Origin of the sequence: Sphingomonas sp. CV7422, from assembly GCF_027945725.1 — a bacterium.
Classification (GTDB): domain Bacteria; phylum Pseudomonadota; class Alphaproteobacteria; order Sphingomonadales; family Sphingomonadaceae; genus Sphingomonas; species Sphingomonas kyungheensis.
Genome location: NZ_CP115900.1, coordinates 3,307,974 through 3,334,594, shown reverse-complemented (window position 1 = coordinate 3,334,594; position 26,621 = coordinate 3,307,974). Strand labels below are relative to the sequence as shown.

The window sequence follows — 26,621 nt, the reverse complement described above, 5'->3', positions numbered from 1 at the left end:
GAATGCGCTGCCCGTTCTGCGGCCATGAAGACAGCCAGGTAAAGGACAGCCGCCCCACCGAAGACGGGGCGGCGATCCGGCGTCGGCGCCAGTGCGAAGGCTGCGCGGCGCGGTTCACGACGTTCGAGCGGATCCAGCTGCGCGACCTGTGGGTGATCAAGAGCACCGGCGGCGACGGCGTGCGGCGCGAATCGTTCGATCGCGAGAAGCTGCTGCGCTCGGTATCGATCGCGACGCGCAAGCGGCCGATCGAGCCGGTGCGGATCGAGAAACTGGTCAGCGGCATCCAGCGCCAGCTCGAGACGCAGGGCGAGAGCGAGGTATCGTCGAAGCGGATCGGCGAGATGGTGATGGACGGGCTCAAGGGCCTCGATTCGGTCGCCTATATCCGCTTCGCCAGCGTCTATCGCGACTTCAGCGAGGCGCGCGACTTCGAGGAGTTCGCCGGCACGGTTGAGCAGGCGGGGCGCGCGGAATGAGCGGGCCGCAACCGGCGATCGTGCTCGTCCGCCCGCAGCTCGGCGAGAATATCGGCAAGGCGGCGCGCGCGATGCTCAACTTCGGGCTGACCGACATGCGCCTGGTCTCGCCGCGCGACGGCTGGCCCAATCCCCAGGCGGGGCCAGCGGCGAGCGGTGCCGACAGCGTGCTGGCGCAGGCGCAGCTGTTCGACACCGTCGCCGAGGCGGTGGCGGATTGCGCGCACGTCTATGCGACGACGGTGCGCAAGCGCGGCATCACCAAGCCCGTCGTGACGCCCGAAGTCGCGGCGCGCGACATCCATGCGGCGGGCGAGCGATCGGCGATCCTGTTCGGGCCGGAACGCTCCGGGCTGGAGACCGATGACGTCGCGCTGGCGCGGACGATCGTCACCGTGCCGATCAACCCGGAATTCGGCAGCCTCAACCTCGCGCAGGCGGTGATCCTCGTCGCCTATGAATGGTCGAAGGGCGTCGCACTCGCGCAGCCGTCGATCAACCCGATCGAACCGCCCGCGTCGCAGGAGCAGCTGGAAGGCATGATCCTCCAGCTCGACGACATGCTCGAGCGGGCGAACTTCTTCTTCCCGCCCGACAAGGTGTTCCAGACGCGGCGGACGCTGCGCACCTTGCTGACCAAACCGGGCTGGTCGTCGCAGGAGGTGCGGACGCTGCGCGGCGTGCTGTCGGCGCTCGACGGCGCCAAGGAACGCCGGGTCGAGGCTCAGCGGCGATCGAACGCGGAGAGTTCGTAGGCGATCGACGCCTCGACAAGCTGTTCCCATAGATCGGCGATGACCGCACCCGGCAGGCCGAGCGCCTCCGCCGCGGTGCGGGCGTTGGCGATGACCGCCGCCTTGCGCGCCTCGTCGCGGACGTGGCCGCGCTCGGCTTTGATCCGCGCCGCGGCGTCCATATAGGCGAAGCGGCGGGCGAGCAGTGCGACCAGCTCGCGGTCGAGCGCGTCGACGCCGGCGCGCACCTCCTGCATCGTCGAACAGAGCGGACCGGGGAGCGGAGCGTCGGACATGTGCCGTCCTTAACGCGGGCTGCCGCCAAGTCGAGGGGGCGGGGGCTTGCCGGCGCGGCGGAATACGTCATAGTTGCTGAAGTGTTTCCACCGAAGGACATTGCGTCATGATCGTTTCGCTGCTGCTCGGCCTCGCCACGCTCTCGCCGCAGGCGACGCCCGACGCCGCCGCCACGCCGACCCCGCCGGTCAAGGAAAAGCGCATCTGCCGCAGCGAGGTGCCGACCGGATCGACGCTGCCCAAGCACACCTGCCACACCAAGTCGGAGTGGACGGAGATCGACGCGGCCAATGCCCGCAACGTCGAATCGACGCTGGGCGCGCGGCGCAACAGCAGCGGGAACTGATTGACATGACACGGCGTGCGAGCTAGGCGCGCGCCTTCGCAACAGCCCCCGCACCCCGGTGAAGCGGATGGCCTGCCCCGCAAGGACCAGCAGAGCGATACCGGGACCAGCCCGCCCGATGGCTTGCCATGGGACGGGGTCACGTCGTTACAGTTGCCAAGGAATTATCATGTCGAAGCGCCATAGCGCCAAGCACAAGCTCGACCGTCGTCTCGGCGAGAACATCTGGGGCCGGCCGAAGAGCCCGGTCAACAAGCGCGAATACGGCCCGGGCCAGCACGGCCAGCGTCGCAAGGGCAAGGTGTCGGACTTCGGCATCCAGCTGCGCGCCAAGCAGAAGCTCAAGGGCTATTACGGTGACGTCACCGAAAAGCAGTTCAAGGCCTGCTACACCGAAGCCGCCCGGATGAAGGGCGACACCAGCCAGAACCTGATCGGCCTGCTCGAGCAGCGTCTCGACATGATCGTCTACCGCGCCAAGTTCGCGCCGACGATCTTCGCCGCGCGCCAGATCGTCAGCCACGGCCACATCCGCGTCAACGGCGTGAAGTGCAACATCGCGTCGCGCCGCTGCTTCGTCGGCGACGAGATCACGCTGGGCACCAAGGCCAAGGAAATGGCGCTGATCCTCGAGGCGCAGAACCTCGCCGAGCGTGACATCCCCGATTACGTCGCGCCGGACGGCAATGCCAAGGTCACCTTCGTCCGCGTTCCGACGCTCGACGAAGTGCCCTATCCGGTGAAGATGGAACCGAACCTGGTCGTCGAGTTCTACTCGCGCTGATCTTCCTGAGGTATTCAGGTTCGAAAAGGGCGGTCCTGCGGGGCCGCCCTTTTTGTTTGCGCACAGAGCCGCGGAGGACGCGGAGGATGATGCGGTCAATTGAATAATTCGCGCGAAGACGCGACGATGGTGTGTTGGGGGGATGGGACCGATCGTAGCAGGCGAGGCCCGGTCTCCGTCTTCTCGCGGCTTCGCGTCTTCGCGTGAATCATCCCTGCGACGCGGCACGCCGGGCGCTGCTTGCGCCAAGTGAACAGGCGCCTTCGGCCGGCGCACGGGGCCGAACCACTCTGCGTCCTCTGCGCCTCTGCGCGCAAAACCGTCGCGCCCCACCGTGGACAAGACCGCGCGCCGGCGGCAAAAGACCGGCCACGCTGCCAGTCGCCTTCCGGAGTCATCGATGCGTCGTCTCATTCTTGCCGCCCTGCTCGCCACGCCGGGGATGGCGCTGGCGCAATCCGCGCCACCGATCTCCGTCGAGACGATGAAGACGGTCACCAAGACGCTGTCGTCCGATGCGTTCGAAGGTCGCGCGCCGGGCAGCGCCGGCGAGGAGAAGACGCTCGCCTATCTCAAGACCGCGTTCGCGCAGGCGGGGCTCAAGCCGGGCAACAAGGGCAGCTGGCTGCAGGACGTGCCGCTGGTCGAGATCACCGCGCAGAACGTCTCGCCGCTGACCTTCACCGGCGGCACGTCCCCGCTCAGCCTCGCCTACGGCAAGGACATGGTGGTCGGCACCTATCGCGTCACGCCGCATATCGACGTCCGGAACAGCGACGTCGTCTTCGCCGGCTATGGCATCGTCGCGCCCGAGAAGGGGTGGAACGACTATGCCGGGCTCGACGTGAAGGGCAAGACAGTGATCGTCCTGATCAACGACCCCGACTGGCAGACACCGGGGCTGACCGGCGATTTCGGCGGCCGGGCGATGACCTATTACGGCCGCTGGACTTATAAATATGAGGAAGCGGCGCGGCAGGGCGCGGCGGCGGTGATCATCGTCCACCAGACCGAACCGGCCGCCTATGGCTGGAACGTCGTCGAATCGAGCAACACCGGCGCGGCGCATGTCGCCGATGCCGCCAACGGCCATATGGACGACACCGCCGCGCACGGCTGGATGCAGCTCGACCAGGCGCGCGCGCTGTTCGCGAGCGCGGGCAAGGATTTCGACCAGCTCGCCGCCGCCGCCAAGGTGAAGGGCTTCAAGGCGGTGCCGCTCGGCGTCAAGGCGTCGGTCAGCTTCGACAATCAGATCAAGAAGCAGATTTCGCACAATGTCGTCGGCATCCTGCCGGGACGTGAGGCGCCGAATGAATATGTGCTGCTCTCGGCGCATTGGGATCACCTCGGCCATTGCACGCCGGTCAACGGCGACGGCATCTGCAACGGCGCGGTCGACAATGCCGATGGCGTCGCGGCGCTGGTCGCGCTGGCGCAGGCCAATGCCAAGGCGGGGCCGGCGCGCCGCTCGATGGTGTTCGTCGCGCTGACCGCCGAGGAATCGGGGCTGCTCGGTTCGGCCTATTATGGCGACAATCCGGTCTATCCGCTCAGCCAGACGGTCGGCGGCGCCAATATGGATGCGCTCGCCATGTACGGTCCCGCCAGGGACGTGATCGTCATCGGCCCGGGCAAGTCGGAACTCGATGGCTATCTCAACGCCGCGCTCAAGCGGCAGGGGCGGACCGCGACGCCGGAGCCGACGCCGGAAAAGGGTTTCTACTACCGCTCCGATCACTTCAGCCTCGCCAAGCATGGCGTGCCGATGGTCTATTTCGAGACCGGCCAGAATCTGGTCAAGGGCGGGCTTGCCGCAGGGCAGGCGGCGGCGAAGGATTATGAGGAGCATCGCTACCACGCACCCGCCGACGAATATGATCCCAATTGGGACTGGAGCGGCGTGCAGCAGGACGTCGGCCTCTATTACATGATCGCCCGCGATCTGGCGGACGGGCGCACGTGGCCCAACTGGCTGCCGGGCGACGAATTCCGCGCGATCCGCGACAAGAGCCGCGCCGGTGCGGGAGCCGCCAAATGAGCCCCGTGCCGCCGCCGCCCGCCGAATGGGCCAAGCATGACGCGGTGTGGATCGGTTTCCCGAGCCATCCCGATCTGTGGCAGGAGGACCTCGATCCCGCCCGCGCCGAAGTCGCCGCCTTCGCGCGGGCGGTCCATGCCGACGGGCGCGGCGAGACGGTGATCCTCGTCGCCGCCGACGCCGAGGCGGCGACCGCGGCACAGGCGCTCGCGCCGTTCGCCCAGGTGGTGGTCGAGCCGTTCGGCGACATCTGGCTGCGCGACACCGGGCCGATCCTGCTCGGCAACGGCGAGGCGTGCGATTTCGGCTTCAACGGCTGGGGCGGCAAATATGATCTGCCCGGTGACGATACGATCGGGCTGCGGCTGGCGCAGCGGCTCGGCCGGCGCGTCGGCTATTGCAACTGGGTGCTCGAAGGCGGGGCGATCGACGGCGACGGGACGGGCACCGTCGTCACGACGACGCAATGCCTGCTCAACCCCAATCGCAACCCGACGATGGACCAGGCGCAGATCGAGGCGCGGCTGCGCGGCGATCTCGGGCTGACGCGGGTGGTGTGGCTCGGCGACGGGCTGCTCAACGACCATACCGACGGCCATGTCGACAATCTCGCCCGCTTCGTCGGCGAGGACAAATTGGCGCTGCCCGAGGCGGCGGAGAACGACCCCAACTGGCAGGTCTACAGCCATGCGCTGCGCGATGCCCGCGCGGCGGGGCTGGAGGTGGTCACGATCCCCTCGCCGGGGCGCGTGCTGCGCGACGAGGAGGTCGTGCCGGCGAGCTATATGAACTTCTACATCGGCAATGCCGCGGTGGTCGTGCCGCTGTACGGCGCCGATAATGATGCGGCGGCGGTGCGCGCGGTACAGGCGCTGTTCCCCGACCGCGAGGCGGTGGGGTTGCGCGCGGATCATATCCTGACCGGCGGCGGCAGCTTCCACTGCATCAGCCAGCAGGTGCCGGCCGCGCCCGCGACTGACAGATAAGTCGGGTCCGCCCTCCTACTCCTCCGTTGGCCCTGAGCCTGTCGAAGGGCGGGCTTCGATCGCGAGCTCGGGCTTCGACAGGCTCAGCCCGAACGGTTGAGTGAGAGCGCGTTGAGCTTGCCCCGGGCGGAGGGCGGGATTCGCGGCAAGGGGTGACGACTCGCCCGCGCCGTCTTATGTGGCGCGCATGACCCAGCTCACCGTCGCCGCGCTGCAACTCGCCTTCTCCGACGATATCGACGCCAATATCGCCAACGTCTCGCGCCTGGTGCGCGAAGCGGCGGGGCGGGGCGCGCAGGTGATCCTGCCACCCGAATTGTTCGAGGGCGAATATTTCTGTCGCGTCGAAGACGAGGGGCTGTTCGCCCAGGCGGCGCCGGTCGGCGAGCACAAGGCGGTGCTGGCGATGCAGGCGCTCGCCGAGGCGCTCAAGGTGACCATCCCGACCAGCTTCTTCGAGGCGGACGGGCCGCACCATTACAACAGCCTGGCGATGATCGGCCCGGACGGCGAGGTGCAGGGCGTCTATCGCAAGAGCCATATCCCCGATGGGCCGGGCTATGAGGAGAAATTCTACTTCCGCCCCGGCAACACCGGCTTCAAGGTATGGCCCGCGCCCGCCGCCGCGCCGGGCTGGACGCTCGGCGTCGGCGTCTGCTGGGACCAATGGTATCCGGAGACGGCCCGCGCGCTGATGCTGATGGGGGCGCAGGTGCTCTTCTACCCGACCGCGATCGGCAGCGAGCCGCATGACACCAGCCTCGATACCGCGCGGCTGTGGCGGCGGGCGATGGTCGGCCATGCAGTGTCGAACGTCGTGCCGGTGGTCGCCGCCAACCGGATCGGCGTCGAGCACGGCCAGACCTTCTACGGCACCAGCTTCATCGCCGACGAGCGCGGCGACATTCTCGCCGAGCTCGGCCGGGACGAGGAAGGCGTGATCGTCGCGACGCTCGACCTCGACCGGGTCAAGCGGCACCGCGCCGCCTTCGGCTTCTTCCGCGATCGCCGGCCCGAACTCTACGGGCGGCTGACTCAGGACATCTGACGCAGCGCGACCGCGCGCGCGAACACGGCCTCGAACATCGCATCGTCGATGCGGCCGGTGTTCTGATTGTAGCGTGACGGGTGGTAGCTATCGATCAGGATGCGGCCGTCGGGCATGCGATGCTCGGCGCCATGGGCGAAGGTCGCCTTGGGCAGGCGGCCGCCCATTACCTTGACCGCCGACTGGTGCGCGACCTGCCCGAGCGCGACGACGATCTGCAGATTGGGCAGCGCCGCCACCTCATTCTCCAGGAACGGGCGGCAGGTGCGGATCTCCTCCGGCGTCGGCTTGTTGGCGGGCGGCAGGCATTTGACCGCGTTGACGATGATCGCGCCGGTCAGCGCGAGATCGTCGGTGACGCGGTTGGCGAAGCTGCCGGTGGCGAGGCCGAATTTGGCGAGCGTCGCATAGAGCAGCGCTCCCGAATGATCGCCGGTGAAGGCGCGCCCGGTGCGATTGCCGCCGTGCAGCCCCGGCGCGAGGCCGACGATCGCCAGCCATGCCGCAGGATCGCCGAAGCCGGGGACGGGGGCGTTCCACCAGCTCGGATTGTCGCGCCGCAGCGCCTCGCGCGCGGCGACGAGGCGTGGGCAGCGCGGGCAATCATAGGGCGGCTCGACGGCGGCGAGCGGGGCGGGCGCCGGCGGGGCGGGGGCAAGCGTATCGAAGGTCATCGCTTTCGCCTAAAGCCCCGCCATGACGACGGCAATCTATGCGATCGGGATCGGGTCGAACCGGCGCGGGCGGCACGGCGGCCCGGCAGCGGAGGTGGCGGCGGCGATCGATGCGATCGGCGGCATCGTCGCGGTGTCGCCGGTGATCGCATCGGCGCCGCTGGGTCCGTCGATCCGCCGATTCGCCAATGCCGCGGTGCTGATCGCCAGCGACGCGCCGCCGCCGGTGCTGCTCGCCCGGCTCAAGCGGATCGAGGCGGCGTTCGGGCGGCGACGCGGCCGCCGCTGGGGGGCGCGGGTGATCGACCTCGATATCCTGCTCTGGTCGGGCGGCGTCTGGCGCGAACCCCGGCTTCGCGTGCCGCACGAGGCGCTCGCTGCGCGCAGCTTCGTGCTGGCGCCGCTGGCGGCGATCGCGCCCGACTGGCGGGTGCCGCCGGTCGGGCGCAGCGTAAGACAATTGGCACATGCAGTTGACCGACCGCGCCCCCGCGCTTAGGTGCGCCGGATCGATGGCGGGGGTCCGTAGCTCAGTCGGTAGAGCAAGCGACTTTTAATCGAGAGGTCCCGGGTTCGAGCCCCGGCGGACCCACCATCGTGTTCTCACAAAATCCGCGCCTGCCCGCGCCGCGCCAGCGCCACCACCGCGACCACGCCGAGGATGATTGCCGTATCGGCGATCCAGTCCATGATGTCGCAGTCGCGGTGCAGCATCGGGATTGACTGGACCAGTTCGATCATCGCGCCGAGGAAGCTCAGCCGCTCGGCGATGCGCAGCAGCCGCGCCTGCGGCCAGCCGGCGCAGGCGAAGACCGTCAGCGTGCCGAAGGCCGCCATATGCTGCCATTTGTCGACCATCGTGACGGTGATCGGCGGCTTCGGCGACAGCGCCATGACCAGCGCGAAGACGAGGGCGGCCCAGAACAGCAGCCGCGTGATCGGCGCGAGGCGCGCCTGGGAGAAGCCTGTCATGGCCGCGCCCCTAGGGTGCCCGGCCCGGCGCGTCCACCCGGCGGGGCTAACGCACGATGATCGCGGCGATGGCATCCTGCACGATCAGCGACCGCCCGCCGCGTCCCCAGCCGCGGCTGTAGAGCTGGCGCCGATAGGCGGCGAACAGCCGCCGCAGCCGCGTGAGCGGGGCCCGCTGGCTGAAGACCGCCTCGCGCACGGCATAGAATTCGGCGACGCCCGACCAGCGCTCCGCCGCGCCGTCGAACTCGGGCGAGGCGATCGCATCGCGCACCCGCGCCAGCAGGCTGGCGGTCTCGGCGGCGATGCGCCCCCGTTGCCGGATATAGGCCGGATATTTGCGCACTGCCTTGGCGAGGCCATGGAGTTTCGTCGTGCGGGTGCGGCCGAAGACATTGGCGCCATGCTGGCGATAGAGCGCGAGCGGCTCGTCGATATAGCAGAGGCTGCCGAACAGGCCGGCGACGAGGTAGAACCAGCGATCGTGCGACATCGGCCGCTCATATTCGATCAGGTCGTGCGGCCGCATCGCCGGATCGATCAGATGCAGCAACCGGCGATCGATCGTGCAGGTGAAGCCGAGGAAGACGCCCCACGGCTCGAAGCCCGCACCCTCCAGCAGCGCACGGCGCGAAAGGTTGGTCGAGGTGCCGATCCGCGCGCCCGCCTCGTCGATCAGCTCGACGCGATGCGAGCACATCAGCGCGCCCGTCGCCGTCATCGCTGCCAGCGACCGGGCGATCTTGCCCGGCAGCCAGACGTCGTCCTGATCGCAGAAGGCGATATGGTCGCTCTCGCACAGCGCGATCGCCTTCATGAAATTGTCGGAGAAGCGCAGCCGCGTCTCGTTGCGATGGAAGCGGACGGGGAAGGGGGCGGTGCGCGCAAAGTCCGCGATGATCGCCGCGGTGCGATCGGTCGACTGATCGTCACAGATGACGAGTTCGGCGGGAAGGTGATCCTGCTGCGCCAGCGAGCGCAATTGCTCGGCGAGGAACCGCTCGCCATTGAAGGTCGCCATGGCGACGGACACTGCACCGGTCTGCACCCGCGATCCCTCTCGTCACGAAGGGCGCATCCTTAACCATCTTTTATCCGGCCGTCGCGGGTCTTCGTTGCAGCCCGGCGGGGCGGATGCGATCCGCCCCGCCGTCGTTCAGCCGCGCGGCTTGAGCCAGCCGTGCATATCCATCCAGCGGGCGAATTCGTCGAACCAGCCGGTGCTCGTCGTCGTCTTGGGATACATGCCGAAGCCGTGGCCGCCCTGTTCGAACAGATGGAATTCGACCGGCCGCTTGGCGGTGCGCCAGCTGCCGATCAGGCCGAAGCCGCCGTTGCCGAAGAAGGGATCGTCGGCGGCGAGCGCGACGAACATCGGCGGCGCGTCGGCGGGCACGGTGACCGCGGCGAGCGGGCCGTAGATGTTGCCGATGAAGGCGGGCTTGGCGTCGCCGCCGTCGAGCGTCGTCGCCATCGTCAGCATCGCGCCGGCGGAAAAGCCGATCATGCCGATCCGGTCGGCATCGACATGCCACTCACCGGCCCGCTGGCGGACCAGCGCGAAGGCGGCGCGCGCATCGGCGATCTGCGGCGCGAGGGTCGCCGCCATCGCGCCGGCGTTGGGCCGCGGCGGGCGGGCGCCGGGGGTGAACATCGCCGTCATCGACTTTTCGAAGCCGGGCATGTCAGCCGGCGTCGGGTTGAGCCGGTATTTGAGCACAAAGGCGGCGACGCCCTTGGCGGCGAGCGCGCGCGCCACGTCCCAGCCCTCATTCTCCATCGACAGCGTGCGGAAGCCGCCGCCGGGCGCGACGATCACCGCCGCCCCGCTTGCCTTGCCGGGATCGGGCAGGAAGGGGGTGAGCGTCGCGACGGTGACGTTGCGCGCGAAGACGCTGCCATATTGGCGATGCCATGCCTCGGGCGCGGGATTGCCGGGCAGCTTGCCGGTGGCGAGCGTGATCGCGTTGGGCTGCGCCGGAATGGCGATCGGCACCATCTTGTCGTCCTGCGCTGCCGCGGGCGCGGCGAGCAGCGTCGCGGCCGCGCACGCGGTGCCGGCGATGGCGAGGGGGCGCAGCAATTGCGCGATGGCGAAGGCGTGGAGTCGTTTCGTCATGCGTCTCTCTCCCGATGATTTGGATTATTTGGCGGTGCGCGGCGACAGCCAGCCGCTGTCGGCGAGCCAGTCGTTCAACCGGTCGGGCCAGTGCAGGATCGAGATCCGGTCCGACTCGTCGAGATTGAAGGCGTGATCGCTGTCGGCGTACATGTGCAGCTCGGCAGAGACGCCGGCCTTGCGCAACTGCTCGTACAGCGCGACCGACGGCGCGGCGCAGCAGGCATCGCGGCTGCCGGCGACGAGGAAGGCGGGCGGCGCGGCGGCGATCGCCTTGGCGGGAATGCCGCGCGGTCCCGGGAAGACGAGCACCTGGAAGTCGGGCCGCGCGGGCAGCCGGTCGATCGCGTCGCGCACCGGGCGACCGGCGGGCTCGGGATTGTCGGCGATCTGCGAGACGAGCTCGCCGCCCGCGGAAAAGCCCATCGCGCCGACGCGTGCCGGGTCGATGCCGTAATCGGCGGCATGCGCGCGCACCCAGCGGATCGCGCGGCGCGCATCGTCGGCGGCGTCGCCCTCGACCGAATAGGTCGAGCCCGGTTCGTTGGCGAGCCGGTATTTGAGCACGAAGGCGGTGATGCCCATGCGGTTGAGCGCGGTGGCGACCTTGGTGCCCTCGTTGGTCCAGACGAGCAATTTATGGCCGCCGCCGGGCATGATGACGATCGCCGCGCCGTTGCGCTTCTTCGCATCGGCAGGAAAGGCGATCAGCGAGGGATCGTGGATGTTGCGCACCCAATAGTCGCGGCCGACCTCCGGCTCGCGGCGACGCGTGGTGACACCGGGGGCACCGTCCGGCCAGAGCGGGATCGCGGTATAGTGCGGCGGCGGCTGCGGCGCGGGATCCTGCGCCGGTAGCGGCGCGGTCGCGAGCAGCGCGGCGAGGGCAAAGGCTCGGCGCATCGTCATCCTCCCAAATCGCCGGTCACCGTCTGCGGCGTCCCGGATGGCGACCCTTGGGGGCGCCGGTGTCGGTATGCGGTCCCGCGGGCGTGCGCCGGTGATCGGCGTGGCGGCGACCTCGGTGCGCTTGCCCGTCAGGCGCGGCATGGCCGGCCTGACGGATAAACGGCGCGGGCAGGGCGACGAACGCCCCGCCCCCTCCTCTTAGCGGAAGCGGTTGATCAGATTCTCCAGCCGCTCCTGACGACCCGAGCGCGGCTGCGGATCGATGTTCTGCTCGACCGCGAGATCGGCGATGCCGGCGAGGTCGAGGCCGGCGATCTTGTTGCCGAACTCACCCGTCCAGCCGGCATAACGCTCTTCCTTGGCGGCATCGAGACGACCGTCCTCGATCAGCGCCGCGGCGTTGAGCAAGCCCTTGGCGACGACGTCGATGCCGCCGACATGGCCGTGGAACAGGTCGACCGCGTCGATCGACTGGCGGCGCACCTTGGCGTCGAAGTTGAACCCGCCGGTGGTGAAGCCGCCCGCCCGGATGATCTCGATCATCGCCAACGTCAGCTCGTCGACCGAATTGGGGAATTGATCGGTGTCCCAGCCGTTCTGCGGATCGCCGCGGTTGGCGTCGATCGACCCGAAGATGCCGAGCGCGCCGGCGGTGGCGATCTCATGCTCGAAGGTGTGGCCCGACAGCGTCGCGTGGTTCGCCTCGATGTTGACGCGCACCTCGTTCTCGAGGCCGTAGCGCTTGAGGAAGCCGTAGACCGTCGCGGTGTCGAAGTCATACTGATGCTTGGTCGGCTCGTGCGGCTTCGGTTCGATCAGGATCGTGCCGGTGAAGCCGATCTTGTGCTTGTGCTCGACGACGAGGCTGAGGAAGCGGCCGAAATTGTCGAGCTCGCGCTTCATGTCGGTGTTGAGCAGCGTCTCATAGCCCTCGCGGCCGCCCCACAGGACGTAGTTCTGGCCGCCGAGGCGATGCGTCGCTTCGAGCGCGTCGCGCACCTGCATCGCGCCGAAGGCATAGACTTCGGGATCGGGGTTGGTCGCGCCGCCGGCGGCGAAGCGCGGGTGGCTGAACAGATTGGCGGTGCCCCAGAGCAGCTTGCGGCCTGACGAGGCCTGGAGCTTTTCGAGGTGGTCGACCGCTTCGGCGAAATAGCGACGATGCTCGCCGACATTGGCGGCATCGGCCATCACGTCGACGTCGTGGAAGCAATAGAAGGGCACGTCGAGCTTCTGGAAGAAGTCGAACGCGACTTCGCGCTTCTCCGCCGCGGCGGCGCTGTCGTTGGCGCCACGGTGCCACGGGCGGTTGAAGGTGCCGCCGCCGAATACGTCGGAACCCGGCCAGCAGAAGGTGTGCCAGAAGCAGGCGGCGAAGCGCAGATGCTCTTCCATCGTCTTGCCGAGCACGACGCGGTTCTTGTCGTAGAAGCGGTAGGCGAGTTCATTGTCGCTGTCCGGTCCTTCGTACCGGATCTGCGGGATGTCGGCGAAAAAGTCGGCCATTAGAGGGTCCTTATGCGGGTGTATGCGTCGCGGAAGGCGGCGGCTTTGGGAGCAAGGCGCTCGACGAGCGCCGGATCGGGCGTGATGACGTGCGAGACGGGCGGCGCGGCGCAGACCTCGGCAGGATTGCCGCCGTCGACGGCGAGCTGGGCGAGGCGCGCGGCGCCGAGTGCCGGCCCGACCTCGCCACCCTGAAGGTAGACGAGCTCGACGTCCATCGCCGCGGCGAGCGTCTCGCCCCAGTAGCGCGAGCGGGCGCCGCCGCCGATCACCGACAGGCGCTCGATCGTCGTGCCGGCGTCGCGCAGCACGCGCAGGCCGTCGGCGAGCGCGAAGCCGACGCCTTCCAGCACCGCCTGCGCGAGCCGGTCGGGACCGGTGTCATTGTCGAGCCGGAGGAAGGCGCCGCGGACCTGCGCGTCATTGTGCGGGGTGCGCTCACCGGAGAGATAGGGGAGGAACAGCTCCGGTCCGGCACCCGGCCCCGCGCGCTCGGCACGCGCGAACAGGTCCGCGGCGCCCGCCGCGCCGGTGATCCTGGCAACCCAGTCGATGCACGAGGCGGCGGACAGGTGAACGGCCATCTGGTGCCACAGGTCGGGCAGGCAGTGGCAGAAGGCATGGACCGCGCCCGCGACATTGGGGCGGAAGCGATCGGTGGCGACGAAGATCACGCCCGACGTGCCGAGCGACAGCAACGCATCGCCGTCGCGCACCGCGCCGACGCCCGCCGCGCCCGCGGCATTGTCGCCGCCGCCGCCGGCGACCGGCACCGCGGCCATGCCCCACAGCTCGGCGATCTCGGGCCGCAGCCGGCCGGTCGCCGCGCTGCCCTCGACCAGCGTCGGCATCTGCGCCTCGGTCAGGCCGGTGGCGGCGAGCAGCGTCTCACTCCAGCGCCGCCCGGCGACGTCGAGCCACAGAGTGCCCGCCGAATCGGACAGGTCCGAGACCTTGTCGCCGGTCATCTGCAACCGGACATAGTCCTTGGGCAGCAGCACGGTGGCGACGGAATCGAACAGCTCGGGCTCGTGATGGCGGACCCATTGCAGCTTGGGCGCGGTGAAGCCCGGCATGACGAGGTTGCCGCCCACCGTGTGGAAATCGGGCGTCGCCACCTCGAGCTCGGCGCATTCGGCGAAGGAGCGGCCGTCGTTCCACAGGATCGCCGGGCGCAGCGGCTGGTCGTCCGCGTCGAGCAGCGTCGCGCCGTGCATCTGCCCGGCGAGGCCGATGCCGCGTACCGCGCGCCGCACGTCCGGGTCGATCGCCTGGACCGCGGCGGTGGTCGCCTGCCACCAGGCGTCCGGATCCTGTTCGGACCAGAGCGGCTGCGGCCGCTGCACGGTCAGCGCGGCAGTACCCTGACCGACGACGCTGCCGTGCGTATCGAGCACCACCGCCTTGACGCCGGACGTGCCGATATCGATGCCGAGGAACATGCCGGTCTTAGTCCTTGAACGGGTTGATCGGACGGATCGTGCCGTCGCTATTGAACGTCAGCTCGGTCATCTTGGCCGAGCGGAGGTAGTTCTTATTCGACAATTGCGTGTCGTGATAGAACAGCCACCACTTGCCCTTGAACTCGACGATCGAATGGTGCGAGGTCCAGCCCTGCACCGGCATCAGGAAATGACCGGTATAGCGGAACGGGCCGTAGGGCGACGTGCCGATCGCGTAATTGAGGTAATGGGTGTCGCCGGTCGAATAGGTGAAATAATATTTGCCGCCGCGCTTGAACGTCCACGACGCCTCGAAGAAGCGGCGATCATGGTCGCCGCCGAGCACCGGCTTGCCGGTCTCGTCGGTGATGACGACGTCGCGCGGCGCCTCGGCGAACTGCTTCATGTCGGGGGTCAGGCGCGCGATCTTGGGCGACAGCGCGGGCTTGTCGTCCTGCTTGAGGTCGGTGTCGCCGGCATTGGGGTCGAACCGGCCGGTGGTCCAGCGCTGCAACTGGCCGCCCCAGATGCCGCCGAAATACATATAGCTCTGGCCGTCGCTGTCGGTGAACACCGCCGGGTCGATCGAGAAGCTGCCCTTGATCGGCTGCGGCTCGGCCTTGAACGGGCCGGTCGGCGACTTGCCGGTGGCGACGCCGATGCGGAACACGCCGTCCTTGTCGCGCGCCGGGATGTACAGATAATAGGTGCCGTTCTTATAGGCCGCGTCGGGCGCCCAGGTCTGCTTCGACGCCCAGGGGATGTCCTTCACGTCGATCGCCACCGGATGCACCGTCACCGGACCGCCGGGGCGATCCATGCTGAGGATGCGATAGTCATGCATGGCATATTGCGTGCCGAGATCGTCGTCGGGGATGCCCGCGTCGACGTCATGGCTGGGATAGACGTAGAGCTTGCCGTTGAAGACGTGCGCTGACGGATCGGCGAAATAGAGGTTCTTGACCAGCGGCTGTGCGGTATAGCGCTTGCCGTCCGGGCTGCGCGGCTCGCTGGCGGCGGGCTTGGCGACCTGCGCGAGGGCGAGCGTGGCGGTCGCGCCCATCGTCGCGGCGGTCAGGCAGAGTGCGAGGCGAAGCCTCATGGCGGATGATCCTTCCTAATGACGGCCTTCTGACGAGGCCTGCAGCTGCCGCGAGTGCGGGATAGCGCTACCATATGCAGGCGATCGATTTTCCGCAAGCGGTTCGGGCCGGGGATTTCGATGTCGGAGGCGGTGCCCGCGCATCGATCGTCGATCGATCGTATCGAAACGGGATTGCGCCGGTTGCGGGGAGGTCGGCGTCTCGGGTACGACCGTTTGCGGCCTTGACGTGCGGGCTTGGCCTGATAGCGATACCAACAGGGGTGAGCGAGTGCATCGCCCAGGTGGAGAGTATAGCGTGTCACGCCAACCGGTCCGTCCCTTCCGCTCGCGCGACTGGTTCGCCGACCCGGCCCGCGCCGACATGACCGCGCTCTACCTCGAACGCTTCATGAATTATGGCCTGACCCCTGCGGAACTGCGCTCGGGCCGGCCGATCATCGGCATCGCCCAGTCGGGCAGCGACCTCAGCCCGTGCAACCGCATCCACCTCGACCTGGCGCGGCGGGTGCGCGACGGCATCCGCGACGCGGGCGGCATCCCGCTCGAATTTCCGGTTCATCCGATCTTCGAAAACTGCCGCCGGCCGACCGCGGCGCTCGACCGCAACCTCGCCTATCTCGGACTGGTCGAGACGCTGTATGGCTATCCGATCGACGCGGTGGTGCTGACCACCGGTTGCGACAAGACGACGCCGTCGGGGATCATGGCCGCCGCCACCGTCGACATTCCAGCGATCGTCCTGTCGGGCGGGCCGATGCTCGACGGCTGGCATGAAGGCGAGCTGGTCGGTTCGGGCACCGTCATCTGGCGCTCGCGCCGGAAGCTCGCCGCGGGCGAGATCGACGAGGAGGAGTTCCTCCAGCGTGCCACCGACAGCGCGCCCTCGGCGGGCCATTGCAACACGATGGGCACCGCCTCGACGATGAATGCGGTCGCCGAGGTGCTCGGCCTGTCGCTGCCCGGCTGCGCCGCGATTCCCGCCCCGTATCGCGAGCGCGGCCAGATCGCCTATGAGACCGGCCGTCGCATCGTCGACATGGCCTATGAGGATCTGCGCCCGTCGCGCATCCTCAGCCGTGAAAGCTTCCTCAACGCGATCCGCCTGGTCACCGCGATCGGCGGATCGTCCAACGCGCAGCCGCATATCCAGGCGATGGCGGCGCATGCCGGGATCGAGGTGCGCGCCAGCGACTGGATGGATCATGGCTACGACCTGCCGCTGATCGTCGACGTCCAGCCGGCGGGGCGGTTCCTCGGCGAACGCTTCCACCGCGCCGGCGGCGTACCGGCGGTGATGAGCGAGTTGCTCGCCGCGGGCAAGCTCGACGGCGACTGCCTGACCGTCACCGGCCGCAGCGTCGCGGAGAATTGCGCCGGCCGCGTTGCCAGCGACCGCGAGGTGATCCGGCCCTATGACCAGCCGCTCAAGGAGCAGGCGGGGTTCCTGGTGCTGACCGGCAATCTGTTCGACTTCGCGATCATGAAGACCAGCGTGATCTCCCCCGCCTTCCGCGACCGCTATCTCACCGTGCCGGGGCGCGAGAACGTCTTCGAGGCGAAGGCGGTGGTGTTCGAGGGATCGGACGATTACCACCATCGCATCAACGATCCCGCGCTCGGGATCGACGAGAATTCGATGCTGGTCATCCGAGGCGCCGGCCCGATCGGCTGGCCGGGATCGGCGGAGGTGGTGAACATGCAGCCGCCCGATCACCTCATCCAGCGCGGTATCCTGACGCTGCCGACGCTCGGCGACGGACGGCAGTCGGGCACGTCGGACAGCCCGTCGATCCTCAACGCCAGCCCCGAAAGCGCGGTCGGCAGCGGGCTCGCCTGGCTGCGGACCGGCGACAGGATCCGCGTCGATCTCAATACGGGACGGTGCGACGCCCTGGTCGACGCGGCCGAGATCGCGATCCGGCGCGGCGGTGATGCGCCCCCCATTGCCGAAAGCCACACGCCGTGGGAGGAACTGTATCGGGAAAAGACCGGCCAGCTCGGGCAGGGCGGCGTCCTCGACTTCGCACTCAAATATCGGGGTATCGCCGCGCGTACGCCACGGCATAACCACTAAGGTCCATTCATTCGCCGGCGGTGACCGGCACAGGAGAGACGATGACGGATATGGCAAGGGGGGCGGGGGGGACCGCCACGAATCACGGCTTCATCGCCGCGATCGTCGCGGTGGCGACGATCGGCGGCTTCATGTTCGGCTATGATTCGGGGGTGATCAACGGCACCCAGAAGGGGCTGGAGGCAGCGTTCGCGCTCGGCCGGCTCGGCATCGGCGTCAACGTCGGCGCGATCCTGGTCGGCTCGGCGATCGGCGCGTTCGGCGCCGGGCGGATGGCCGATGCGATCGGCCGCCGCAACGTGATGATGCTCGCCGCCCTGCTGTTCCTGGTCAGCGCGCTGCTCGCCGGCGCGGCGAGCGGGTCGGAAATCTTCATCTTCGCGCGCATCATCGGCGGCCTCGGCGTCGGTGCGGCGAGCGTCATCTCGCCCGTCTACATCTCGGAAGTCACCCCCGCCTCGATCCGCGGCCGGCTGACCAGCGTGCAGCAGGTGATGATCATCACCGGCCTGACCGGCGCGTTCGTCGCCAATTTCGTCCTCGCCCGCTATGCCGGCGGTTCGACCGCGCCGTTCTGGCTCGGCTATCCGGCGTGGCGCTGGATGTTCTGGCTGCAGGCGATCCCGGCGGCGATCTATCTCGTCGCGCTGTTCGTCATTCCGGAAAGCCCGCGCTTCCTGATGGCCAAGGGGCGTGAGGAGGCGGCGCACACCGTGCTCACCCGCCTGTTCGGCAAGGCCGAGGCCGATCGCAAGGTCGGCGAGATCCGCAACTCGCTCGCCGCCGATCACCACAAGCCCAAGCTGTCGGACCTGCGCGACAAGCGCACCGGCAAGATCCGTCCCATCCTGTGGGCGGGCATCGGCCTTGCCATCTTCCAGCAGCTCGTCGGCATCAACGTCGTCTTCTATTATGGCGCGGTGCTGTGGGAAGCGGTCGGCTTCACCGAAGACAATGCGTTGCAGATCAACATCCTGTCGGGCGTGCTGTCGATCGCGGCGTGTCTGTTCACGATCGCGACCGTCGACAAGATCGGCCGCAAGCCGCTGCTTCTCGTCGGGTCGGCGGGCATGGCGGTGACGCTGGCGGTGGTCGCCTGGGCCTTCTCGACCGCGGTCACCGATGCGGCGGGCGCCGTCTCGCTGCCGGGGCATAACGGCATGATCGCGCTGATCGCCGCCAACCTCTACGTCATCTTCTTCAACGGCAGCTGGGGCCCGGTGATGTGGGTGATGCTCGGCGAAATGTTCCCGAACCAGATCCGCGGCTCGGGTCTTGCGGTGTCGGGCTTCGCGCAGTGGATCGCCAATGCGGCGATCTCGGTCAGCTTCCCGGCGCTGGCCGTGTCGCCGGGCCTGTCGGTGACCTATTTCGGCTATGCCTTCTTCGCGGCGGCGTCGTTCTTCTTCGTCCGTAAGATGGTCAACGAGACCGCCGGTCGCGAACTGGAGGACATGGCGGGCTGATCCGCCGGTCATCGCAATGAACGGGGGGGCGGTCCTGCGGGGCCGCCCCCCTTCGTTTCAGCGCCGGAAGGCGTAGGGGCCGATCAGCGTGCCGACGAACCCGCCCGCCGCCTCGGTGCTAAGGAAGCGCGCATCGACGTCGCTGGCGAGCGTCCGCGTCGCGCCGCCCGCCTGATAGGCGAAGGCCATCGTGCCGCCGGTGGCGCGGATCGTCAGCGTCACCGGGCCTGCCGCGGCGAGCGGGGCGGAGGCGACGAGCCGTTCGGCGCCCTTGTCGCTGGTATAGAGCGCGACCATCGGCTTGCCGGCGAGGCGGGTGATACCGAAGAACAGGAAGTTCTGGTCGCTCTGCATCGCCGCGAGGCCGGCGCGTTCGCCATCGGCATCCGGGGTGAAGCGGACGGTGGTGCTGATCGTCGCGTTATGATGCTGCTGACGGCGCGCGACGAAGGCGGGCACGCCGGTGAGGTCGCCCATCGCCGCGCCGCGGTCGAGCACCAGTTCGTGACGGTCGATATGATAGACCGGCGTCTGCGGCGTGCGCACGCCGATCCACTGCATCGCCAGCTTCGGTCCGGCGAAGGTGTCGGTATAGGCGAAGTCGCCGCTGGTCGGCAGCGCCGGCGGGCGCTGCTGCGGCAGCCGGGGTGCGGCGGCGGTGAAGGGGATCGTCTGGCCGTGCGGCAGGATGATCGGCCAGCCGTCGCGCCACGTCACCGGCAGCAGGAAGGTCTCGCGCCCGATATTATAGTAATTGCCCTGATAGGGCCGCACCGCGAGGAAGGTCGCCCACCAGTCGCCGGTCTGCGTCTGCACCAGCTCGGCATGACCGGCCGAGGTGATCGGATTGGGGCGGGCCGGATCGAGATCGCGCTGCGTCAGGATCGGGTTGCCCGCGAACGGCTGATACGGACCGCGCAATTCCCGCGAGCGGAACACGACCTGCGAATGGTTGACGCTGGTGCCGCCCTCCGCCGCGGTGAGATAATAATAGCCGTCCTTGCGGAAGATGTGCGGCCCTTCGATCCACACCGGCTTCTTGGCTATGTCGACGCCGCCGTTGATCAGCTGCGTGCTCTCGCCGACCATCTTGCCGGCGCGCCAGTCATATTCCTGCACCCAGATGGCGCGATGGCCTTCGTAGCGCGGCGGTTCGGCGGGGGCGCGGTTGTTGACGATATAGGCGCGGTCGCCCTCCCAATAGATCGACGGATCGATCCCCTCGAACGGCAGCCAGATCGGGTCGGACCACGGCCCCGCCGGGTTCTTCGCGGTGATGACGAAATTGCCTTTGCACGACACGCAGGTGTTGACGATGTAGAAGGTGCCGGCGTGATAGGTGATGTCGGGCGCGAAGACGGCTTCCGAGGTGCGGCGGCCGGTGAAGTCGAGCTGGCCCGGGCGGTCGATCGCATTGCCGATCTGCGTCCAGTGGACGAGATCCTTCGAGTGGAAGACCGGCAGGCCGGGGAAGTGCGCGAAGGATGAATTGACCAGATAATAATCGTCGCCGACGCGCGTCACCGACGGATCGGGATAATAGCCGGACAGGATCGGGTTGCGATATTCGCCTGCCGCCGGTGTCGCCTGCTCCTGCGATTGCCCCTGATAGGTGAAGCGGCTGAAGCGCGGCGCCTCGCTTGCCATCGCCGCGCTGCTGCCGGCCAGCGCCAGCGCCAAAACCATGGCTCGTCTTGCCATCCTCGTCTCTCCCGATCGTCCTGACGCCGGATGCGTCGGCCGTTGCCCGAGTTATACCGCTACCAAGGCGGCGCGCCAGCAAGTGCGTCGGGGTAAAAGACTATTACTCCAAGAAATAGCGTCGCAGCCGATAGACACGATAGCGTTACCAGCATAGGTTCCGCATCACGCACGGGACGACAGAGGCGGCGCGATCGGACGATCGCAGACTGCAGCCCGCGTGACGACAGGAGGGGATGACCGCGATGCCCATCGACCGTGACGCTCGGAGTAATCGCCGCTTCCGCTGGCGATTCTCGTTCCTTCGGGGATCGCAGATGCGTGCGTCGCTGCCGCATTGGCTGACGACAGCGACGGCGGCGCTGCTGATCGGTGCGACGCCTGCATCCGCCGGGCAGCAGGCGGCTCCGGCAGCCGGGATCGCACCCTATTTCACGCCCGCCGCCGCGGCCCCCGCGACGCCGGACGGTGACGGCTTCCTGCGTCGCTGGCTGTTGCTCGAACCGATCACCAAGCCCAATCGCAGCAACGCCGGCTTCACCGCCAGCTATGTGCGTACCGCGCTCACCACCGACTATTTCCCCGGCCAGTTCACCGCAACGCCGCGCGACGGCGATACGGTGCGCGCCGCCGAACCGCTGCGCTGGCATGCGCTTGATTCGAACAGCTTCGACATCAAGCTGTTCAACCTGGCCCAGGGGCTCGGCAAGCCGACCTATGGCGTGATCTTCTGGGCCTATACCGTGGTCGATTCCCCGCGCGAGATGCGCGACGTGCGGATGGCGGTGGGGTCCAACGCCGCGTCGATCTGGTGGCTCAACGGCAAGGAGGCGGTCGGCCTGTTCAACGACCGGAGGATGGTGATGGACGACGTGCTGTCGGACCGGCTGACGCTGCGCAAGGGCCGCAACGTCATCCGTGGCGCGGTGATCAACGGCCCGGGGCTGAGCGACTTCTGCCTCCGCTTCCTCGATGCGGACGGCAAGCCGATCACCGCTATGTCCACCGTGCTGCGCTGATCCGGGGAGAGACGCCATGATCCGTTCCGCCGCCCTGCTGCTCGCGCTCGCATCTGCCACTCCGGCCGCCGCGCAGCTGGCGGGCGAGCCGTTCATCCACGATCCCTCCACCGTCACGCTGTCGGACGGCCGCTGGTATACCTTCGGGACGCGGCAGGGCGGGCTCGTCTCCGACGACGGCTGGACCTGGCATGGCGGGCCCGTCCGCCCCGGCGGCGGCGTCGCGCCTGACGTCATCAAGATCGGCGAGCGCTATTACGTCGCCTATGCGGTCGGCGGCGGCGGCATGTCGGGCGGCCATGCCAGCCAGGTCAAGATCATGTGGACGCTGTCGCTCGACCCCAAGTCGCCACGCTTCGGCTACCACGACGTCGGCGTCGTCGCGTCGAGCGACGGGGTCGAGACCGCGGATGCGATCGATCCCGCCTTCCTGCTCGTCGACGGGCGGCTGTGGCTGACCTACGGCACCTATTTCGGGCCGATCCGCATCGTCGAGCTCGATCCGAAGACCGGCCTGCGCGTCGCCGGCAACCAGCCGGTCGATGTCGCGATCGACATGGAAGCGACCGCGATGATGTATCGCGACGGCTGGTATTACCTGCTCGGCACGCACGGCACCTGCTGCGACGGCCCGAACTCCACCTATCATATCCGCGTCGGCCGGGCGCGCAGTCCGCTCGGGCCGTATCTCGATCATATGGGCGTGCCGTTGCTGCGCGGCGGCGGCAAGCTGGTGGTGAGCGCGCGCGGCCGGTCGATCGGACCGGGGCATTTCGGCCGCATCCAGCTCGACGGCGGGGTCGAGAAATTTTCGATGCATTACGAAGCGGACATGGATCGCAGCGGGCGCAGCGTGCTCGGCATCCAGCCGCTGCTGTGGCGCGACGGCTGGCCGGTGGCGGGCGAGAATGTCGTGCCCGGCACCTATGAGATCGCCTCGGAGCGCAGCGGCTATGCGCTCGGCCTCGCGACCGACTTCGTCCGCATCCCGTTCGACGCGCGGGCGAGCTTCATGGCCAAGCCGAGCGATCCCGTCGCGCCGCTGCCCGACCAGAGCCTCGCGCAGGACAGCGCCGGCTGGCCGCAGGGGCGGGTCCGCGTCGACCTCGCCGATTATATGGTCCGGCCGCATCAGCTCTGGACGATCACGCCGGTCGCCGGGGCCGGCGGCTGGTTCGGTGCACCCTATTACAAGCTGATCATCGCCGGCACGACGCGGGCGCTGGCCGCGACCGCCGCGGGGGAGGTGGAGGCGGTGCCCGTCTTCACCGGCGCGGCCGAGCAATTGTGGCAGATCGACCAACTGACCGACGGCAGCTATCGCATCATGCCCAAGACGGTGCCGGGCGGCCGCCGCGACCTGGCGCTGGTCGCGATCGGCGCGAGCACGCCGTCGCTCGCCGCCTTCGATCCGGCGAGCCCGGCCGGGCGCTGGACCTTCCGACGGCCATGAGCGCAAACCGAGGACTCCGCATGATCCGACTGCCCCTGCTCGCCGCCGCGCTCGCGCTGTTCGGCGCTGCCTCCGCCCCGGCGCAGGTCGCGACGCCCGCGCCCCCGCCGGTCGCCGGCGCCAAGCCGGTGACGGTCGAGCGGATCACCGTCCATGCGCCCAGCGTCGAAGGCAATCTGGAGGGCAACAGCGCCGATCGCGCGGTGCTGGTGGTGCTGCCGCCCGGCTATCGCAGCCATCCCAAGCAGCGCTATCCGGTCGTCTATGCGCTGCACGGCTATTCGATCGGCGTCGAGCAATGGGTCAAGGAGATCCATGTGCCGCAGACGATCGAGGGCGCCTTTGCGCAAGGCACGCGCGAGATGATCGTCGTGCTGCCCGACAGCAAGACGATGCACAACGGCTCCTTCTATTCGAGTTCGGTGACGGTCGGCGATTTCGAGACGTTCGTCGCCCGCGATCTCGTCGCCTATATCGATGGCCATTACCGCACCCTCGCCGACCGGCGCAGCCGCGGGCTCGCCGGTCATTCGATGGGCGGATACGGCACCGCACGGATCGGGATGAAGCATCCCGAGACGTTCGGCGCGCTCTACATGATGAGCCCGTGCTGTCTCTCCACCCGCGCGCTCGGCCAGACCGATGCGGCGGCCGAGGCGACGATCCGTGCGCTGCGCTCGCCCGCCGACAGCGCGAGCCTGCCGTGGGGGCTGCGGGCACAGCTCGCCACCGCGGCGGCCTGGTCGCCCGATCCCAAGGCGCCGCCGTTGTTCCTCGACCTGCCGGTCAAGGACGGCGTCTCGCAGCCCGACGTGCTGGCCCGCTGGGCGGCGAATGCGCCGCTCGCGATGCTCGACCAATATGCCGGCAATCTCAAACGGTATGCCGCGATCGGGATCGACGTCGGCGATCGTGACGGGTTGAAGGACGATGCCGCGCGGCTGCACGACGGGCTCGACCGCTACGGTATCGCCAACAGCTTCACCGTCTATCCGGGCGATCACGTCAGCGGCGTCGCCGGGCGGGTGCAGGGGGTGATGCTGCCCTTCTTCGGCCGGGCGCTGGCGTTCGGCCGATGAGGCTCGGCCTGCTGGGTGCGGCGCTGCTGATCGCCGGCGCGGCGTCGGCGCAGGTGTGGCGTTCGGATCAGGGCGACGGCAGCTTCCGCAACCCGGTGCTTTACGCGGACTATCCCGATCCCGACGTGATCCGCGTCGGCTCCGATTATTATATGGCGAGCACCACCTTCGCCAACGTGCCGGGGATCACCATCCTGCACAGCCGCGACCTGATCAACTGGACGATCGTCTCGCATCTCGTCGATCGGCTGGAAGGCCTGCCGCAATACGATCTTCAGGGCGGCAACGCCTATCGCAAGGGGCTCTTCGCCTCGAGCCTGCGCTATCATGCCGGCACCTATTATCTCGCCAACACGCCGGTCGGGCAGAAGACGCGCATCTGGTATGCCAAGGACGTGCGCGGGCCGTGGCGCTATCACGAGCTGGAGCGCGAGGCGTTCGATCCCGGCCTGTTCATCGAGCCCGACGGCCGCGCCTACCTCGCCACCGCCTCCACCGCCGACGGCACGATCACGCTGCTGACGCTCGATGCGGCGCTGGCGCATGTCACCGACGCGCGGCGCATCCACTATATCAAGGGGGCGGAAGGGTCGAAGATCATCCGCCGCGGCGACTATTATTATCTGTTCAATGCGCTGCCGCCGCGCCTCGCGCTCAGCGTGTCGCGGTCGCGCAGCCTGTTTGGGCCGTGGGAGACGCGCGACCAGATCGACGACAAGACCGGCGGCCATCAGGGTGCGCTGGTCGATCTGCCCGACGGGCGCTGGTTCGGCTTCGTCATGGAAGACAGCGGCGCGATCGGGCGGATGACCAACATGAGCCCGGTGTTCTGGCAGGACGGCTGGCCCGTCTGGGGCACGCCATCCGCGCCCGGCCGCGTGCCGCGCCGCGCCGCCAAGCCGATTCCCGGCGGCCGCTTCGCCGAGCCCGGCACCTCAGATACGTTCACCGCCCCGCGGCTCGGGCTGCAATGGCAGTGGAACCACAATCCCGATCCCGCGCGCTGGTCGCTGACCGAGCGCCCGGGCTGGCTGCGGCTGCACCCGACGCTGGCGCCGCGCTTCTGGTCGGCGCGCAACACGCTGACCCAGAAGGGGCAGGGGCCGGCAAGCCGTGGCGAGGTCAAGCTCGACATCCGCCATTTCGCCGCGGGCGACCGCTGCGGCTTCGGGACGCTCGGCCAGTATAGCGGCAATCTGACGGTGACGCGCGATGCCGCCGGCCGGACCACATTGCTGGCGGAAACCACGGAGGATCGCGTCGAGGGCGCGGTCACGACGACACAGGCGAGCGCCGCTCTGCCGCGCAGCGACGCGCTGTGGCTGCGCACCGACATGGACTTCACCACCGATCGCAGCCGCTTCGCCTACAGCCTCGACGGGCGGCGCTGGACCGCGCTCGGCGGTGACGTGCCGCTCGCCTTCGCGTGGCGGACGGGCACCTTCCAGGGCGAGCAATATGCGCTGTTCTGCTATAACGCCGCGCCGAGCCGGGGCTGGATCGACGTCGACGGCTTCACCCTGTCGAAGCTGGCGCCGGCCGGGCCGGTGCGCCCCTGACGACCGTCAGACCCGCGTTTCGGCGGGCATCGCGCTGCGCGTGTCGTTGAGCGCGAGGTCGACGAGCGCCTGCATCGCCGCGGTCGCGCCGGCGATATCGCGGGCCGCGACCGCGTCATAGACGCGCGCATGGTCGGGGATGGGGTCGCGCGGCAGCGCGCGGGTGCGCTGCTTGAACTGCGTCGTCCACGCCACCGCCGCGCCGATCGACGCGCCGAGCACGATCATCGCATCATTGCCGGTCGCGTGCAGCAGCGCATCATGGAAGTCGCGATCCGCGGCGCGGCCCTCCGGGGTCGCCAGCGTGTGGCGGCGCATGCCCTTGAGCGCCTCGCCCATCCGGCTGAGATCCGCGCGCGTGCGGCGATCGGCGGCCAGCGCGGCGGCGGCGGGCTCGACCACCAGCCGCAGTTCGAACAGGCTGCGGATCAGCCGTGGATCGGGCTCGCCGGCAAAGGCCCAGGCGAGCACATCGGGGTCGAGCAGGTTCCACCGTTCGCGCGGCAGCACGTGCGTGCCGGTCTTGGGGCGGCTTTCGACCAGCCCCTTGGCGGTCAGCACCTGCACCGCCTCGCGATAGGCGCCTCGCGAGACGTCGAGCGCCTCCGCCGCGGCGATTTCGCCGGTCAGCACGTCGCCGGGGCGATACTCGCCCGACAGGATGGCGATGCCGAGCTTGTTGGCGACCGCGCCGCGCAGACGCCGGCCCGGTCGCCGCGTCCGCGGATCGGGTGCGGGCACGGCTGCCCCGTCGGTCTCATCTTCGCTGGCCACCCGACAGACAAGGCGCGGATCACAGGATAAGTCAATAAGCGGAAGGTATTGGCA

25 protein-coding genes and 1 tRNA gene are annotated in these 26,621 nt (G+C 68.7%); 15 read left to right on the top strand and 11 right to left on the bottom strand.

The window, feature by feature from the left end; genetic code table 11:
* Positions 1-2: 2 nt before the first annotated feature.
* Positions 3-479, top strand: coding sequence for a transcriptional regulator NrdR (gene nrdR, locus PBN85_RS15795; protein ID WP_271299582.1), 477 nt, complete (start codon positions 3-5; stop codon positions 477-479).
* Positions 476-1,234 (top strand): RNA methyltransferase, encoded by a 759-nt coding sequence (locus tag PBN85_RS15790; RefSeq protein WP_271299581.1) that lies wholly within the window; start codon positions 476-478, stop codon positions 1,232-1,234. Before nrdR ends, PBN85_RS15790 begins: the two co-directional genes overlap by 4 nt.
* Here PBN85_RS15790 and PBN85_RS15785 read toward each other — a convergent pair.
* Positions 1,204-1,509 (bottom strand): chorismate mutase, encoded by a 306-nt coding sequence (locus tag PBN85_RS15785; RefSeq protein ID WP_271299580.1) that lies wholly within the window; start codon positions 1,507-1,509, stop codon positions 1,204-1,206. The genes PBN85_RS15790 and PBN85_RS15785 overlap by 31 nt on opposite strands.
* Positions 1,510-1,616: 107 nt before the next feature.
* Between PBN85_RS15785 and PBN85_RS15780 the strand changes: the two genes are divergently transcribed.
* The 5 genes from PBN85_RS15780 (at position 1,617) to aguB (ending at position 6,715) form a co-directional block, all read left to right on the top strand.
* Positions 1,617-1,856 carry a hypothetical protein gene (locus PBN85_RS15780; protein ID WP_037535443.1) on the top strand — a complete coding sequence of 80 codons (240 nt, stop codon included), beginning with the start codon at positions 1,617-1,619 and terminating at the stop codon, positions 1,854-1,856.
* A 169-nt stretch (positions 1,857-2,025) separates the two neighbouring features.
* A complete protein-coding gene (rpsD, locus tag PBN85_RS15775; protein ID WP_037535444.1) occupies positions 2,026-2,640 on the top strand; it encodes a 30S ribosomal protein S4 in 615 nt (204 codons plus the stop codon).
* A 400-nt stretch (positions 2,641-3,040) separates the two neighbouring features.
* Positions 3,041-4,681, top strand: coding sequence for a M28 family metallopeptidase (locus PBN85_RS15770; protein ID WP_271299579.1), 1,641 nt, complete (start codon positions 3,041-3,043; stop codon positions 4,679-4,681).
* On the top strand, positions 4,678-5,667 hold the full coding sequence (locus tag PBN85_RS15765; protein WP_271299578.1) for an agmatine deiminase family protein: 990 nt from the start codon (positions 4,678-4,680) through the stop codon (positions 5,665-5,667). Before PBN85_RS15770 ends, PBN85_RS15765 begins: the two co-directional genes overlap by 4 nt.
* Before the next feature lie 187 nt (positions 5,668-5,854).
* A complete protein-coding gene (gene aguB, locus PBN85_RS15760) occupies positions 5,855-6,715 on the top strand; it encodes an N-carbamoylputrescine amidase (RefSeq protein ID WP_037535447.1) in 861 nt (286 codons plus the stop codon).
* Here aguB and PBN85_RS15755 read toward each other — a convergent pair.
* Entirely contained in the window at positions 6,703-7,389 is a 687-nt protein-coding gene (locus PBN85_RS15755; RefSeq protein ID WP_271299577.1) for a uracil-DNA glycosylase, read from the bottom strand. The genes aguB and PBN85_RS15755 overlap by 13 nt on opposite strands.
* A 22-nt stretch (positions 7,390-7,411) precedes the next feature.
* Here PBN85_RS15755 and folK point away from each other — a divergent pair, with 22 nt between their 5' ends.
* Both folK and PBN85_RS15745 read left to right on the top strand, forming a co-directional pair.
* Positions 7,412-7,888 carry a 2-amino-4-hydroxy-6-hydroxymethyldihydropteridine diphosphokinase gene (folK, locus tag PBN85_RS15750; RefSeq protein ID WP_271299576.1) on the top strand — a complete coding sequence of 159 codons (477 nt, stop codon included), beginning with the start codon at positions 7,412-7,414 and terminating at the stop codon, positions 7,886-7,888.
* Positions 7,889-7,908: 20 nt separating this feature from the next.
* A tRNA-Lys gene (locus PBN85_RS15745) sits at positions 7,909-7,984 on the top strand.
* Positions 7,985-7,992: 8 nt separating this feature from the next.
* Here the strand turns inward: PBN85_RS15745 and PBN85_RS15740 are convergent.
* The 7 genes from PBN85_RS15740 to PBN85_RS15710 form a co-directional block, all read right to left on the bottom strand.
* Positions 7,993-8,361, bottom strand: coding sequence for a hypothetical protein (locus PBN85_RS15740; RefSeq protein ID WP_271299575.1), 369 nt, complete (start codon positions 8,359-8,361; stop codon positions 7,993-7,995).
* Positions 8,362-8,407: 46 nt separating this feature from the next.
* Positions 8,408-9,409, bottom strand: a complete 1,002-nt coding sequence (locus tag PBN85_RS15735) for a glycosyltransferase family 2 protein (protein ID WP_271299574.1) — start codon at positions 9,407-9,409, stop codon at positions 8,408-8,410.
* A 108-nt stretch (positions 9,410-9,517) separates the two neighbouring features.
* Positions 9,518-10,480 (bottom strand): alpha/beta hydrolase, encoded by a 963-nt coding sequence (locus tag PBN85_RS15730; protein WP_271299573.1) that lies wholly within the window; start codon positions 10,478-10,480, stop codon positions 9,518-9,520.
* A gap of 24 nt (positions 10,481-10,504) precedes the next feature.
* A complete protein-coding gene (locus PBN85_RS15725; protein WP_271299572.1) occupies positions 10,505-11,389 on the bottom strand; it encodes an alpha/beta hydrolase in 885 nt (294 codons plus the stop codon).
* A gap of 198 nt (positions 11,390-11,587) precedes the next feature.
* Positions 11,588-12,895, bottom strand: a complete 1,308-nt coding sequence (xylA, locus tag PBN85_RS15720; protein ID WP_037535551.1) for a xylose isomerase — start codon at positions 12,893-12,895, stop codon at positions 11,588-11,590.
* The gene (gene xylB / locus PBN85_RS15715) at positions 12,895-14,337 is read right to left on the bottom strand and encodes a xylulokinase (RefSeq protein ID WP_271299571.1); all 1,443 of its coding nucleotides are present in this window, start codon (positions 14,335-14,337) and stop codon (positions 12,895-12,897) included. Before xylB ends, xylA begins: the two co-directional genes overlap by 1 nt.
* A gap of 7 nt (positions 14,338-14,344) precedes the next feature.
* The gene (locus PBN85_RS15710) at positions 14,345-15,400 is read right to left on the bottom strand and encodes a glycoside hydrolase family 43 protein (RefSeq protein WP_152542380.1); all 1,056 of its coding nucleotides are present in this window, start codon (positions 15,398-15,400) and stop codon (positions 14,345-14,347) included.
* 337 nt (positions 15,401-15,737) lie between these two features.
* On the opposite strand from PBN85_RS15710, the gene PBN85_RS15705 reads away from it, so the two are divergent.
* A complete protein-coding gene (locus tag PBN85_RS15705; RefSeq protein WP_037535545.1) occupies positions 15,738-17,516 on the top strand; it encodes an IlvD/Edd family dehydratase in 1,779 nt (592 codons plus the stop codon).
* A 41-nt stretch (positions 17,517-17,557) separates the two neighbouring features.
* Entirely contained in the window at positions 17,558-18,982 is a 1,425-nt protein-coding gene (locus PBN85_RS15700) for a sugar porter family MFS transporter (RefSeq protein WP_373276437.1), read from the top strand.
* 57 nt (positions 18,983-19,039) lie between these two features.
* Here PBN85_RS15700 and PBN85_RS15695 read toward each other — a convergent pair whose 3' ends face one another.
* A complete protein-coding gene (locus PBN85_RS15695) occupies positions 19,040-20,668 on the bottom strand; it encodes a glycoside hydrolase family 43 protein (protein WP_271299570.1) in 1,629 nt (542 codons plus the stop codon).
* Positions 20,669-21,000: 332 nt separating this feature from the next.
* Here PBN85_RS15695 and PBN85_RS15690 point away from each other — a divergent pair, with 332 nt between their 5' ends.
* From PBN85_RS15690 to PBN85_RS15675, 4 genes are read left to right on the top strand one after another with little or no spacing between them, the layout of a single operon-like run.
* Complete coding sequence (locus tag PBN85_RS15690) at positions 21,001-21,702, top strand: acetylxylan esterase (protein WP_271299569.1); 702 nt, start codon at positions 21,001-21,003, stop codon at positions 21,700-21,702.
* Positions 21,703-21,718: 16 nt separating this feature from the next.
* Positions 21,719-23,155 (top strand): arabinan endo-1,5-alpha-L-arabinosidase, encoded by a 1,437-nt coding sequence (locus tag PBN85_RS15685; protein ID WP_271299568.1) that lies wholly within the window; start codon positions 21,719-21,721, stop codon positions 23,153-23,155.
* A gap of 20 nt (positions 23,156-23,175) precedes the next feature.
* Positions 23,176-24,234 carry an alpha/beta hydrolase gene (locus PBN85_RS15680; RefSeq protein WP_271299567.1) on the top strand — a complete coding sequence of 353 codons (1,059 nt, stop codon included), beginning with the start codon at positions 23,176-23,178 and terminating at the stop codon, positions 24,232-24,234.
* Positions 24,231-25,793, top strand: coding sequence for a glycoside hydrolase family 43 protein (locus PBN85_RS15675; RefSeq protein WP_271299566.1), 1,563 nt, complete (start codon positions 24,231-24,233; stop codon positions 25,791-25,793). Before PBN85_RS15680 ends, PBN85_RS15675 begins: the two co-directional genes overlap by 4 nt.
* Positions 25,794-25,799: 6 nt before the next feature.
* Here PBN85_RS15675 and PBN85_RS15670 read toward each other — a convergent pair whose 3' ends face one another.
* On the bottom strand, positions 25,800-26,567 hold the full coding sequence (locus PBN85_RS15670) for a FadR/GntR family transcriptional regulator (protein ID WP_037535535.1): 768 nt from the start codon (positions 26,565-26,567) through the stop codon (positions 25,800-25,802).
* Positions 26,568-26,621: the final 54 nt, after the last annotated feature.